This is a genomic window from Ralstonia sp. UBA689, assembly GCF_002298975.1.
In the GTDB taxonomy this organism is placed as follows: domain Bacteria; phylum Pseudomonadota; class Gammaproteobacteria; order Burkholderiales; family Burkholderiaceae; genus Ralstonia.
Genome location: NZ_DBMV01000001.1, coordinates 276,853 through 289,025 on the forward strand (window position 1 = coordinate 276,853; position 12,173 = coordinate 289,025).

The window sequence follows — 12,173 nt, forward strand, 5'->3', positions numbered from 1 at the left end:
GGTTTCAGCGTCCTGTGGGTACGTTCGTTGTACTTGGCCGTGCCAGCCATTCGCGGCCTTTGAGCAGCGCGTTCCAGTACAGCCACGGCAGCAACGATGCCTTGAGCCACCATGCGGACTTGCGCGCCACCGTCGGCACCAGCGGGAAGGTCGGCAGGAGCTTGCCGCCATAGCCGAATTCCGCAAGCACGACCTTGCCGCGTTCGACGGTGAGTGGGCACGCGCCGTAGCCGTCGTAGCGCGTGGGCAGCGGCTGGCCTTCGCGGTGTGCGAGCAGGTTTTCGGCCACGACGACGATCTGCTTGCGTGCGGCGGCCGCCGTCTTGGCGTTGGGCGTGGAACTCGCATCGCCCAGCGAGAAGACATCGGCATGGCGCACGTGCTGCAGCGTTGCCGGATCGACCTCACACCAGCCGGCAGCATCGCCCAGGCCGCTTTCGGCGATAAAAGCAGGCGGCACCTGGGGCGGCACCACGTGCAGCATGTCGAAGCGCTTGGCGGTGCGCGTGGCCTCACCGGCTGCGTTCTTGCTCTCGAACCATGCCGTACGTGCCGGGCCATCCACCGCGACCAGCGTGGAGCCGAACGCGAGCTGGGCGCGGTAGCGCTCCACATAGCGCATCAACGGCGGCACAAAGGCTTCGACGCCAAACAGTGCTGCCCCGGCAAGATTGAATTCCACCTCGATGCGGTCCAGCGCGCCGGTGCGGCGCCAGTGGTCGCACGCGAGATACATCGCCTTCTGCGGTGCGCCGGCGCACTTGATCGGCATGGCCGGCTGCGTGAACAGCGCGCGGCCCGAGCGCAGGCTGCGCACCAGCGACCACGTGTAAGGCGCCAGATCGAACCTATAGTTGGACGTAACGCCGTGCTGGCCGAGCGTTGCTTCCAGGCCTTCGATGCGCTCCCACGCCAGGCGCAGGCCGGGGCAGACGATCAATTGGCGGTAGGTCAGCGTTTGGCCGTTGTCGAGCTGCACGCGATGCGCGTCGGCATCGATGCGCGTTGCAGCGGCGCGAATGCGTTGCACGCCCGGCGGCAGCAGCGTATCGGTCTGGCGCGCCGTGGCCTTCGCATCGAACACGCCGCCGCCGACCAGCGTCCATGCCGGCTGGTAGTAGTGCACGTCGGAGGGCTCGACGATGGTGATGCCGAGCTGCGGACGGCGCCGGCGCAGGCTGGCCGCTACGCCAATGCCGGCGGCACCGCCACCAAGGATAAGGACATCGCAGTCAAGCGCGGGGGCGGACAGGGAGGGGGAATCGATATGCATGCGATTTCAGTTGGGGCGGCCGGATGGCCCGGCGGGGGCTTTGAAGAAGGGCGCGGCACCAGTGCATCACAAGCCGGCGCAACGCGGGACGGTTTACCTGACGATCTTGAGGACCTTGCCGCAGTACAGCTCGGAGAGCGTTTGCATGATCTGGATGACCTCGAAGCTGGCTAGCCGATAGTAGACGTATTTGCCTTCGCGCCGGGTGGCAACCAGGCCCTCGTCGCGCAGTACGCCCAGTTGCTGCGAAAGGCTCGGCTGGTGCAGGCCGACCAGCGCTTCGAGTTCGCCCACATTGCGTTCGCCCTGCGTGAGTTGGCACAGCAGCAGCAGGCGGTCTTCATGGGCCATGGCCTTGAGTGCAGCGCACGCTTGGCGAGCGGAGGCGCGCAGCATGGAGATGGCCGCCTCGGGCAGCGGCGCGATGTCGGCTGCGTCGGTCGGGGGGGTGGTCGGATCAATCATCGGGGCGTGGTGCTTGTTGCTCTATTTGCTCTATTGGCAGACAAAATGTCTGACGATATTATATAAAAATATAGATTGTTTGCGGAAACTACCATGCACGCCCAGATCGAACCCTTCTTCGACCCCGACACCTGCACGATGAGCTACGTCGTTCACGCAGGGCCGGGCACACCCTGCGCCGTGGTCGATTCGGTGCTCGACTACGACCCGAAATCCGGCCGTACGCGCACCCGGTCGGCAGACCAGATCAGCGCCTTCATCGAAGTGCAGGGGCTGAAAGTCGAATGGCTGCTGGAGACGCACGCGCATGCCGATCACCTGTCGGCCGCGCCGTACCTGCGCGCTCGATTTGGCGGGCGCATCGCCATCGGCGAGAGCATCCGCGTGGTGCAGGGCGTCTTCAAGCCGATCTTTAACCTGGAGCCGTCGTTCCAGCTCGATGGCTCGCAGTTCGACCATCTTTTCGCACCGGACGAGGTTTTTCACATCGGTGAACTGGAAGCGCGCGCGCTGGCCGTGCCGGGGCATACGCCGGCCGATATGGCGTATCAGGTGGGCGATGCCGTGTTTGTTGGCGACACGCTCTTCATGCCGGATGTCGGCACCGCACGCTGCGATTTCCCCGGCGGCGACGCCGCCACGCTATACCAGTCGATCCGTCGCCTGCTGGACCTGCCGCCCACCACGCGGCTCTACATGTGCCACGACTATCCGCCTGCCGGACGCGAGGCCACGTGCTACACCACGGTGGCCGAGCAGCGGCGCGCCAACATCCACGTGCGCGATGGCGTGACCGAGGCCGAGTTCGTGCAGATGCGCACCCGGCGCGACGCCACCCTCGGCATGCCCACGCTGATGCTGCCGTCCATTCAGGTCAACATCCGCGCAGGCGCGCTGCCGCCGGCCGAGGCCAACGGCGTGCAGTACCTGAAGATTCCGCTTAACGCGTTGTAAGCCGCGCTGCCCTTGAATCACTCGGCCACCGCATCCGCGCCGCCCTGCAACGGGTGGTGGTAGGTGGTGCGCCAGATGTCCACGCGCGAGCACAGCGGTGATAGCTGCGCGTGGTAGCGATGCGCGTCGAACCGCTCGCTTCGCTCCACGCCTTTGAGCTTCCGACCCGCGCCAAGCGGGCGCGGGTCCCGGACGATTTTGGCGATACCGCCGGAATCGTCGATCTATGAAAAAAGCGACTTGATCCCATGATTTTTTATCCGAATCGGAATTCCTTGCCGTCGCTACACTTGGTCAACACACCACAGTGAACAGACCTGAGGGCCGCACGCAGGCGTCGCGCAGAAGCACAAGAAGCGCCAAATGCGGGCCCCGTGAAGTATCAAGGAGACAAGATGACCCCGGATATTGGTAGCCGCATTCGCCTGCAATCCTTGCTGGATAAAGTGGTATCGGCGGACGAAGCCGCTACGCTGATCCGCGATGGCATGACGGTCGGCATGAGCGGCTTTACCCGCGCCGGCGACTGCAAGGCCGTGCCGTTTGCAGTGGCCCGGCGTGCCGCGCACGAGCCGCTTCGCATCACCTTGATGACCGGCGCCTCGCTGGGCAACGACATCGACAAGGTGTTGGCCGAAGCGGATGTGATCGCGCGCCGTCTCCCTTTCCAGGCCGATGCCACCCTGCGCCGCAAGATCAACGCGGGGGAGGTCATGTTCATTGACCAGCACCTGTCGGAGACCGTGGAGCAACTGCGCTCACGGCAGATTTCACCGCTCGATGTGGCCGTTGTTGAGGCCACGGCCATCACCGAGAACGGCGGCATCGTGCCGACCACTTCGGTGGGCAATTCCGCGAGTTTCGCGGTCCTGGCAAAACAGGTGATCGTCGAGATCAACCTGAACATGCCCGCCAACCTGGAGGGGCTGCACGACATTTTCTTCCCAGTGCAGCGGCCTTACCGTCAGCCGATTCCGCTCATCGCCGTGGAGCAGCGCATCGGCGTGCCGTACATCCCGATCGATCCGCGCAAGATCGCTGCCATCGTGATCACGGGGCAGGACGACAGCCCATCCAACGTGCTGCCGCCCGATGCCGAGACAAACGCGATCGCCGGGCACCTCAATGCGTTTCTGACGCGCGAGGTGCGCACGGGCCGTCTGTCGCCCTCGCTGCAGCCGCTGCAGGCGGGCATCGGAACCATCTCAAACGCGGTTCTGCACGGCTTCATCGAGTCGCCGTTCCATGACCTCAAGATGTACTCGGAAGTCCTGCAGGACAGCACGATCGAATTGCTCGATTCGGGCAAGCTGGCCTTCGCCTCGGCTTCGTCGATCACATTGTCGCGCCCTGTGTACAAGCGGTTCCTGACCGAACTGGAGCGCTATAAGTCGCATGTGGTTCTGCGTCCGCAGGAGATCAGCAACCATCCCGAAGTGATACGCCGGCTCGGTCTGATCACCATCAATACCGCGCTGGAATGCGATATCTACGGCAACGTGAACTCGACGCACGTGGGTGGAACGCACATGATGAACGGCATCGGTGGCTCCGGCGACTTCGCGCGCAACGCGCATCTGTCGGTCTTCGTGACTAAGTCATTGGCCAAGGACGGCAATATTTCCAGCATCGTCCCGATGGTCTCGCATGTGGACCACACTGAGCACGACGTCGACATCATCGTCACTGAACACGGATTGGCCGATCTGCGCGGGCTGGCGCCGCGCGAGCGTGCGGACCAAGTTATCAGCAACTGCGCGGACCCACGCTATCGCGAACTGCTGCGCGACTATGTCGCGCGGGCGCAGCGGCGCGGCGGCCACACGCCCCATCTGCTGGAGGAGGCGCTCGCCTGGCATGTCCGCTTCCGTGATCACGGTTCGATGGATTCGGCAGGGCTTTGCGATGACAGCCAGCTTCAGGAGCCCGCGCTCTGCGCATGAGGGCTGGGGCCGCTAGTCAGGCTCCCAGAACTTCCTCGCAGACCGCGAGCCAAGCGCGCGCAGCGTGGGAGAGATAGCGGCCCGGCGACCACAGATGCGCGAGGGCCCAATCCATCTCCGGAGCCGTCAGGCGAGCCACGGCCAATTGGTCGCGGATCGGAAGATTGGCCACCAGCGGCTGCGGCAGAAAGGTCGTGCCCAGCCCCGCTGCGGCCATCGAGGCGAGGAATTCCCAGTGCCCGCTTTGCGCAGCGACGTGTGGCTCGATGCGGGCTTCGAGAAAGGCCTGACGCAGCTTGCGCGTTAGGGAGAAGTCCTCGGCCAGCAGCAGCAGGGGTTCGTCGCGCAGCGCCGCCAGCGTGACGGTCTTGCCCTTGGCCCACTTCGCCTGGCGCGGTCCGACCACCCAGATCGGATACTTGGCGAACTCCCGCGTCGCCAGTGCGAGACCGCTGTCGCCGGGCAGCACCGTCGCGCCCACCTCCAACTCGCCGCTGGCCACCTGCTGCTCCACAGTCTGGCCGCCATATTCGGCGATGTTCAGCGCCAGATTGGGATAACGCTGGCGAAACGCACTGACGACGGGCGAGAAGAACAGGTTCACCATCGGCGGGATGCCCACCGTGAGTTGGCCGCGTCCGAGCGAAGACAGGTCGGCGATTTCAAGCGTCAGCCGATGCACCACGCCAAGCGCTTCCTGGCCGCGCGCATACACCACACGTCCCACATCCGTCAGCCGCACCTGCTTGCCTTCGCGAATCAGCAGCGGCTGGCCGATTTCGTCTTCCAATTGGCGCACCATCTTGCTGATGGTGGACTGCGTCACCGACAGCGAGCTTGCCGCCTGGGTGAAGCTTTGCAGCCGCGCGGTCTCAACGAAGTAGCGCAGGGCACGGATGTCGATGGGCACGGGCGGTCCTTTGCCATGAAGCATGCGAATGGGATGCGCAATATTAGTGAAATTTTTCTATGTGCGACGTGCTGGATCCAAACTCGGCACTGAACGGGGTTGGCGTTGCCCACGCAAGAAGGGCAGGGGGAGGGCATTCGCGTATCCGCTCCGCTGCCATGCGCGGGATGCGTTCGATCGCAAATTGTTGTGAATGCCAAACGCCTCCCGAACGCGCCACGCCGCATGGGCGCAGGGTTTACGGCAGATTTAAGCCAATTCTGATTTATAGTTCCGCCCTTGCTCTGACGAAGCAGCGGTCACTACACTCGACGCCATCGCTTTCAGTGCCATAGAGAAAGCGATCGAGGCTTGGAACCCTCGTGAATACCGGGCAAGAGCCGAGCATAGGTTCTTGTCCTCATCCGCTATGGCTTGGCTTCGTCACCCTCATTGGGCGAGCCAGGCTTGTACGGCTTCGGCCGTGCCGACTGGTATTCATCGGTGTTCCAAGCTTGCCTGTGCTCGCCCACCCCTTCCCCAAGGGTTGGGCGCGGTTCCGTTCATCACATGAAGAGGAATGCCGTGACCCGCTCGATCTCCAAATCCATCGATTCTCCGGCTGGCGACGCGCTTAGCGAATATCAGAAGGGCGTGCTGTCTGCGCGCGGATTCTTGCGCGCGGTGTTCAGCCGTATCGCTGCGGACAACACGCGTGCCGCGAGCGCGGCTGATGCGCCGGAACATCCCGACCAATAACGCTGAGTTTATGGGCGAGCCGGGCGTATTAAGGCCTGTTGGTGCCGATGTTGCAGCATCGGTGCTGGGGCTTGTCTGGGCTCGCCCGCCTTTTGCACGTGCGATTGCTGGTGCTTGAGTTGGTGGGGCGGAGCAACGTTATCCCAGTGGTCTAGATACTTGAATTCGCCGGATTTCGTCCGCGACGCTTCAGGTGCCTACTCGGGGCATCGCACGTCGCGGCTATAAGGGATGGCGAAATCAGAAGACTGATCGTATAGGAGACGGTCCGCAGGATTTTCTTCATCTTCGCCATCGGGATGTTTCTCCGACATTTATTGTTGGATGCAGCAGTGTAGCTGCACTCTGTGTGGATAACTGATAGCCTTGGCATCTGATAATGACGGGCGGACCTCTCTGTAGCTGTTCAACGACGGGGTAGCCAAAATCAAGAAAACTCTGGGGAGTACTACATGAACAAGCGCACGCTGATCTCGGTTGCGATCACGATGGGTCTGGCTGCCTGTACGTCCATCAAGGTGGATCGCGTCGATCCGTCTTATGCGATGAAGATGGTCTGCATCCGGGAAAATCCAAAGGTCCAAGTGGACGACTTCGTCCCGGTGGTTCGGGATGGTTTTTCTCGTCACTCGATTGACACCAAGCTTTATTCGGGCGCGATGCCCGATACGTGTCAGTATGTTTTGACATACACCGCTTTGCGTTCGTGGGACTTCACGCCTTATCTCAGTCATGCCGAACTTCGCATCGAGAAAGACGGCAAACAGATCGCGTATGCGGAGTACCACCTCAATGGAAAAGGTGGCTTCTCACTTGCGAAATGGGCTGGGACCAAGGACAAGATGGACCCGGTAATCGATGAATTGCTGAGGAAGTAACCGGGTACCGATGGCCCATGTTGCCAGCGACGTAACAAGGTGGCCCGTCAAGGCGACAATCCATGAACACTCGCATCATCGGCACCATCAAAGCTTGGAACAGCGAAAAGGGCTTCGGCTTCATCACCCCGTTCAGCGGGGGTTAGGATGTCTTCGTTCATATCTCGGATTACCCGAAGCATGGCGGTCAGCCGAAGATTGGTGAACCGCTGACGCTCCTCACCATGATCGACAAGGACGGCAGGAAGAAGGCGACCCTATCTACGCCGGCATGACACAGGCCGAGCTGATGGAAGTCGCGCCGCTGCTAGGCAAGCAGTTCATGGGTGGCAAGGGCGAAGGGCATTTCTACTATGCTCACGTGGTTATGCAAAAGCGCGCGCCGTTACAAGCGCGGCGCTCGGAAGAAGCCGGCCTTGCGAGCGCCGCTGTCGTTGATGTACGTTGCCGAACATGGCCGCCGATGTAACGGCGCGCGTAGCGTGGCACTAATTTGCGTGCGGATTGGCGCAGCGGGATCGGATCGCTCTTAGGCTTTACCCGGCTATGCGTTCAACTGACATGGCGCGCAAGCGAAAGGCGCTACGGGAGGTACTGTATCGGCTCAGTGTTCTGCACGATGAGCAGACGCTGACACGAGGGTTTCAGGTTACGGCCCGCAGCACGAAGACGGACAATCTGGCGGATGCGGCCAGAGCGGCGCTGGTGTTGCCGGTAACGGGAAAGTGGGGTGCTGAGCGCGGTAGATTAGTATAAAGGGCGGCAATTTAACTAAGGCGGGGTATGGGCGAGGCAAAGAGAAGAAAATCCAGCGAGCCGAACTACGGGCTGATCCCGAAGGGCGTTGTTTCTGCCGATCTGATTCAAGTCAACTCATCAAACGAGAAGTTCCTATATTTGACGCAGGTGGATTGGGCTGATGCATGGATTAGAGGTGGGGAGGTTCCAATAAGCTTGGCTAGCTCTTACCTCAGCGGAACGCGATCCGGAATCTTTACACCAGACGAGAATACAATTCACAGATCGCCGGTTGATCTGCGCTCGCTCCGCCCCGCATTTCATCTTGAGAATGTTAGGAATATCTCAATAGTGAATAGCAGCATCAACGGCGTTCCCATTCCAAATATTATTAACGCCGACTACTACGTTGAAGACGGTCTCATTCTTTCATTCTGCAACGATTTTTCTGCTGAAATTGCAAGGAGGATGGGCAAGCGGGCGTGTGTAAAAATTCTGAACATCGCTGATCTAAAGGCCAATCTAGATCACCAAATTGGGCTAAACGGCACAATGGCGAATTGTGGGTACACGCACGACCATCAAAGGAATCATTTCCTCAAGTCCGTTAATGATGCGTGGCAGAAGGAGTACAGACTCTTTTGGTCGGGTAACGAGCGGCGAACCGTAACGATTCCTCCCAATACCGCCGCGCTGGTAGCCACCTTCCAATAGCGCGAAGCCTTGAGCATGCGCGGCCAGCCATACGGGCGGCTTCGGGATGTGCGGCGCAACTCGGAACGGGCTAACCGCTGTTGCTCCGATCAGTCGCCCATGTGGCATCCCATCGCCCGTGCCGTACTCACGTAAGAACGTCACCTCTGAAAGATTGACGGTGCTGGGCTATTTCCACGAGCCTATAAGAATGGTGGATACATATTAAATGTCAGTCATTTATTGTAATAACTGACAAAGAATTAATTCATGCGCCTTGGTTTAAGATCGGTTGCTTCTTAGTCGAGGCACGAATGACTTTAGATATTCTCACCGCTGCACAGGTAGCAGACGCCCTCGGGTGCGACCCTGACCGTGTAAGCGCGCTGGCCTCGTCGGGCCATCTACCCGCCGTCAAATACGGGAGGTCGTGGCGATTCCCTGCTGCGGCCCTCAAGCAGTACCTAGAACAGAAGGCCCTAGATAACCTGGGGCGCAGCCGCACCGCCCCTATGCCGGAAGTGCGCCCACCCAAGAGCCGCCGCAAACCGCCCTTGGACTTTACGCAGCTAGTGCGGGTCGAGGCGTAGCGCCGCCATCGCAGAACAGTTGATACAAGTAGCAAGGGGAGGTTGGCATGCTGCTAGACCTACTAACCTCGGAGCAGGTAGCCGAGGCATTGGGATGCGAGGCGGCGCACGTTAATACGATGGCCGCTACTCACAAGTTGCCCGGCGTGAAGCTGGGGCGCTCCTGGCGATTCCCCGTGTCCGCCCTTATGCGGTTCCTTGACGAGCAGGCTACAGCGAATCTAACGCCGCCTGCTCCGGCTCCTTCCTTCGTACCTATCACGAAGCCCCGGCGCGGCAAGCCCCTCCCGGACTTATTGCAAGCAATGCGTGACGCAGGTATGTCCTCAGAAGAACAACTAAAGCTGATCTTCGAAGCAGCGCGGAAGACGTGAGGACGGGCAGGCCGTCCCGAGATAGAGCGTCGGTGCAATTCGCTCGGGTGGTCCGTGCCGCAGATCGGCTCCGGGCCTAGTTTTGCGGTGGTTTCCTTGGTGCAATTCTGGCACACTGCGCGGGCAGTTTTCCACAAATCGCCCGATGCGGCGACTCTCTAAGTACCTGATTCGCAAAGGATTTTGGCCTGCCCAGAGGGATTCGAACCCCCGACCGTCGGCTTAGAAGGCCGATGCTCTATCCAACTGAGCTATGGGCAGATGCGCGGACTGGACTGCCCAGGCAGTTGATTGGCGCGCAGCCTCGGGATGCCTGGGAGGCCGCGATTCTATCAGATGGACGTATCACGGCAGAGCTAATGCTGGGGCGGAATTTCTGGCGGTAACTCGCCGGGCGGCAACTCGATCGGCGGCGTGAGGGGCTCCGGGTCGTGGATGGGGTCGTGGTCCGGCTCGCCCGGGGGTGGCATTTCTGGTGGTGGATGCGGCGGCGATTCAGGCGGGGTCGGCGGCGTGATGTGCGCGCGCCAGAGTGGGGCAAGCAGGGCGGAATACATGGACGGCTCCGGGAAGTATCGACGATGTGACCAAGGGTTTGCCCTGATCCAACCTGCAAGCGTCGTTCCCACGCATCATCCAAACGGTGATGACCGAAATTCATACCCCCCATTGGGGGGATTTTTTGATACATTCCGTGGCGTCGGGTAGTGCCATAACAACAATGTTTTCACTCGAAATTCTGCGCAACGACGCAGAACGCGGTGCCTACGCACGCCAAAGGGCGTGACGGATGCCTTTTCGGTTCCGACCAGACGGGAAATCAGGGGAGTCTTGTTTGGCAGCCATGGAGCGACCCATTGCGCTGCTGTCGCAGTTGTTTTCTGCCGGCATCAGGGGGCCAGGCAGAAGCGCCAGCCATGGGGCAGGGAGAGAATCAGAAATGAGTACGCGTCACGCACGACGCCCGGCAGGGGCGTCCCGAAGCAACTATGTCCGCAATGCCCAGAGCGGGCGGATCGGTGACCGTTCCAACGCCGCAGATCACCGCCTGCCGCCCAGTGGCGTGCCGCGCCTGCTGCTGTGGCTGCTGGCCGCGACCATCGCCTTTGCGGCGGTGAACTACATCCTGCGGTATTTCGGCTGACGCCGCGGCGCTCTACAGCACCTTTCCCGGATTCATCAGGCCGCGCGGGTCCAGCGCCTGCTTGATCGCGCGCATGGCGGCCATTTCCACCGGGCTCTTATAGCGCGCGTTGTCCTCGCGCTTGAGTTGGCCGATGCCGTGCTCCGCCGAGATCGAGCCGCCGTGCGCGTGCACACTGTCGTGCACGATGCGGTTGATGCCGTCCTGGTTGGCCAGGAAGGCCTCGTGTTCATGGCCTTCCGGCGGCGACACGTTGTAGTGCAGGTTGCCGTCGCCAAGGTGGCCGAAGGTCACCATGCGGATGTCGGGATAGGCGGCGGCCAGCGCGCGGTCGGTCACGTCGATAAAGTCGGCGATGCGCGAGATGGGCACGGCGATGTCGTGTTTGATGTTCTTGCCTTCGTCGGCCTGCGCCAGCGGGATGTGCTCGCGCAGGTTCCAGAAATCGCGCGACTGGGCCACCGACTCGGCCACTGCCGCATCGTCGATCACGCCGCGTGCGAGCGCATCTTCCATCATCGCGTCGAACAGCGCGCGGGCGTGTTCTTCGCTCTCCAGGTCGGACAGCTCCAGCAATACGTATTGCGGATGCACTTGCGTAAACGGCACGCGCAACTGCGGATAGTGCTTGCGCACCAGCTCCAGGCAGAACGCCGACATCAGCTCGAACCCCGTCAGCAGCGTCCCCGCATGGCTTTGCGCGAGCGAGAGGAACTCCAGCGCCTTGCGTGGCGATGGTAATGCCGCCAATGCCGTCACCTTGGCGCGCGGCTGCGGATACAGCTTCAGCATCGCCCCGGTGATGATGCCGAGCGTGCCTTCCGCGCCGATCAGCAGGTCGCGCAGGTCGTAGCCGGTGTTGTCCTTGCGCAGGCCGCGCAGGCCGTTCCACAGCTCGCCGTTGGGCAGCACGGCTTCGAGCCCCAGGCACAGTTCTCGCGCGTTGCCGTAGCGCAGGACGGCGGTGCCGCCCGCGTTGGTTGCGAGGTTGCCGCCAATGGAGCAACTGCCTTCGGCGGCCAAGCTGAGCGGAAAGAGGCGGTCGGCCTCTGCCGCAGCCCGCTGCACGTTGGCGAGAATGCAGCCGGCATCCACGGTAATGGTGTTGTTGATGGGGTCGACCGCACGCACGCGCTGCATGCGCTGCAGCGAGATCACGACCGCGCTGCCCTCCATGTCGGGCGTGGCGCCGCCGCACAGGCCGGTGTTGCCGCCTTGCGGGACCATCGGCACCGCATGCTCGTTGCACAGCCGCACCAGCGCTGCCACCTGCGAAGCATCGGCCGGGCGCAGCACTGCGCGAGCGCGGCCGGTGAAGCGCTTGCGCCAGTCGGTCAGATAGGGCGTCTGGTCTTCAGGCGCAGTCAGTACGTGCGCAGCACCAATGGCATCAACGCAGGCTTGCAGGAACGCATCTTGGGTCATGGCGGGTCCGGGGTTCTGTTTGGCACGTGCCTTGGCCGCACGCTTGAA

The 12,173-nt window shown here is 61.8% G+C and carries 13 protein-coding genes, 1 tRNA gene and 1 pseudogene; 9 read left to right on the forward strand and 6 right to left on the reverse strand.

The features are described from left to right. Window positions 1–4: 4 nt before the first annotated feature. Together B4F51_RS01435 and B4F51_RS01440 are read right to left on the reverse strand one after the other, a co-directional pair. Window positions 5–1,273, reverse strand: coding sequence for an NAD(P)/FAD-dependent oxidoreductase (locus B4F51_RS01435; RefSeq protein WP_296223313.1), 1,269 nt, complete (start codon window positions 1,271–1,273; stop codon window positions 5–7). 93 nt (window positions 1,274–1,366) lie between these two features. Next, on the reverse strand, window positions 1,367–1,669 hold the full coding sequence (locus tag B4F51_RS01440; protein WP_349676268.1) for a metalloregulator ArsR/SmtB family transcription factor: 303 nt from the start codon (window positions 1,667–1,669) through the stop codon (window positions 1,367–1,369). A gap of 162 nt (window positions 1,670–1,831) precedes the next feature. On the opposite strand from B4F51_RS01440, the gene B4F51_RS01445 reads away from it, so the two are divergent. Then, window positions 1,832–2,692 carry an MBL fold metallo-hydrolase gene (locus tag B4F51_RS01445; RefSeq protein ID WP_296223315.1) on the forward strand — a complete coding sequence of 287 codons (861 nt, stop codon included), beginning with the start codon at window positions 1,832–1,834 and terminating at the stop codon, window positions 2,690–2,692. A 20-nt stretch (window positions 2,693–2,712) separates the two neighbouring features. Here B4F51_RS01445 and B4F51_RS01450 read toward each other — a convergent pair. Then, window positions 2,713–2,853: pseudogene (locus tag B4F51_RS01450) on the reverse strand (trans-aconitate methyltransferase); the annotation flags it as partial. 234 nt (window positions 2,854–3,087) lie between these two features. Between B4F51_RS01450 and B4F51_RS01455 the strand changes: the two are divergent. Beyond that, window positions 3,088–4,635 (forward strand): acetyl-CoA hydrolase/transferase family protein, encoded by a 1,548-nt coding sequence (locus B4F51_RS01455; protein WP_296223316.1) that lies wholly within the window; start codon window positions 3,088–3,090, stop codon window positions 4,633–4,635. Between the two features lie 16 nt (window positions 4,636–4,651). On the opposite strand, the gene B4F51_RS01460 is transcribed toward B4F51_RS01455, so the two are convergent. Beyond that, window positions 4,652–5,545 carry a LysR family transcriptional regulator gene (locus B4F51_RS01460; protein ID WP_296223317.1) on the reverse strand — a complete coding sequence of 298 codons (894 nt, stop codon included), beginning with the start codon at window positions 5,543–5,545 and terminating at the stop codon, window positions 4,652–4,654. Between the two features lie 564 nt (window positions 5,546–6,109). Here B4F51_RS01460 and B4F51_RS01465 point away from each other — a divergent pair. The 6 genes from B4F51_RS01465 (at window position 6,110) to B4F51_RS24605 (ending at window position 9,556) form a co-directional block, all read left to right on the forward strand. After that, a complete protein-coding gene (locus B4F51_RS01465; RefSeq protein WP_296223318.1) occupies window positions 6,110–6,283 on the forward strand; it encodes a hypothetical protein in 174 nt (57 codons plus the stop codon). A 452-nt stretch (window positions 6,284–6,735) separates the two neighbouring features. Further along, window positions 6,736–7,161, forward strand: coding sequence for an Sbal_3080 family lipoprotein (locus tag B4F51_RS01470; protein WP_296223319.1), 426 nt, complete (start codon window positions 6,736–6,738; stop codon window positions 7,159–7,161). 289 nt (window positions 7,162–7,450) lie between these two features. Beyond that, entirely contained in the window at window positions 7,451–7,630 is a 180-nt protein-coding gene (locus B4F51_RS01480) for a hypothetical protein (RefSeq protein ID WP_296223320.1), read from the forward strand. A 314-nt stretch (window positions 7,631–7,944) separates the two neighbouring features. Beyond that, window positions 7,945–8,613, forward strand: coding sequence for a hypothetical protein (locus B4F51_RS01485; protein ID WP_296223321.1), 669 nt, complete (start codon window positions 7,945–7,947; stop codon window positions 8,611–8,613). Window positions 8,614–8,906: 293 nt separating this feature from the next. Then, on the forward strand, window positions 8,907–9,182 hold the full coding sequence (locus B4F51_RS24600) for a helix-turn-helix domain-containing protein (protein WP_414706647.1): 276 nt from the start codon (window positions 8,907–8,909) through the stop codon (window positions 9,180–9,182). A 47-nt stretch (window positions 9,183–9,229) separates the two neighbouring features. Next, window positions 9,230–9,556: a helix-turn-helix domain-containing protein gene (locus B4F51_RS24605; protein ID WP_414706648.1), complete on the forward strand. Its 327-nt coding sequence runs from the start codon at window positions 9,230–9,232 to the stop codon at window positions 9,554–9,556. Window positions 9,557–9,740: 184 nt separating this feature from the next. Here B4F51_RS24605 and B4F51_RS01490 read toward each other — a convergent pair. Continuing rightward, window positions 9,741–9,817, reverse strand: a tRNA-Arg gene (locus B4F51_RS01490). Window positions 9,818–10,496: 679 nt separating this feature from the next. Here B4F51_RS01490 and B4F51_RS01495 point away from each other — a divergent pair. Beyond that, window positions 10,497–10,700, forward strand: a complete 204-nt coding sequence (locus B4F51_RS01495) for a hypothetical protein (RefSeq protein ID WP_296223322.1) — start codon at window positions 10,497–10,499, stop codon at window positions 10,698–10,700. 12 nt (window positions 10,701–10,712) lie between these two features. Here B4F51_RS01495 and B4F51_RS01500 read toward each other — a convergent pair whose 3' ends face one another. Continuing rightward, window positions 10,713–12,125: an FAD-binding oxidoreductase gene (locus tag B4F51_RS01500; protein WP_296223470.1), complete on the reverse strand. Its 1,413-nt coding sequence runs from the start codon at window positions 12,123–12,125 to the stop codon at window positions 10,713–10,715. Window positions 12,126–12,173: the final 48 nt, after the last annotated feature.

Bases quoted from the DNA above. Each gene is read 5' to 3' on its own strand.
- B4F51_RS01435 (WP_296223313.1), bottom strand. From the start codon at position 1,273: ATGCATATCGATTCCCCCTCCCTGTCCGCCCCCGCGCTTGACTGCGAT.
- B4F51_RS01440 (WP_349676268.1), bottom strand. From the start codon at position 1,669: ATGCTGCGCGCCTCCGCTCGCCAAGCGTGCGCTGCACTCAAGGCCATG.
- B4F51_RS01445 (WP_296223315.1), top strand. From the start codon at position 1,832: ATGCACGCCCAGATCGAACCCTTCTTCGACCCCGACACCTGCACGATG.
- B4F51_RS01455 (WP_296223316.1), top strand. From the start codon at position 3,088: ATGACCCCGGATATTGGTAGCCGCATTCGCCTGCAATCCTTGCTGGAT.
- B4F51_RS01470 (WP_296223319.1), top strand. From the start codon at position 6,736: ATGAACAAGCGCACGCTGATCTCGGTTGCGATCACGATGGGTCTGGCT.
- B4F51_RS01480 (WP_296223320.1), top strand. From the start codon at position 7,451: ATGGAAGTCGCGCCGCTGCTAGGCAAGCAGTTCATGGGTGGCAAGGGC.
- B4F51_RS01485 (WP_296223321.1), top strand. From the start codon at position 7,945: ATGGGCGAGGCAAAGAGAAGAAAATCCAGCGAGCCGAACTACGGGCTG.
- B4F51_RS24600 (WP_414706647.1), top strand. From the start codon at position 8,907: ATGACTTTAGATATTCTCACCGCTGCACAGGTAGCAGACGCCCTCGGG.
- B4F51_RS24605 (WP_414706648.1), top strand. From the start codon at position 9,230: ATGCTGCTAGACCTACTAACCTCGGAGCAGGTAGCCGAGGCATTGGGA.
- B4F51_RS01495 (WP_296223322.1), top strand. From the start codon at position 10,497: ATGAGTACGCGTCACGCACGACGCCCGGCAGGGGCGTCCCGAAGCAAC.
- B4F51_RS01500 (WP_296223470.1), bottom strand. From the start codon at position 12,125: ATGACCCAAGATGCGTTCCTGCAAGCCTGCGTTGATGCCATTGGTGCT.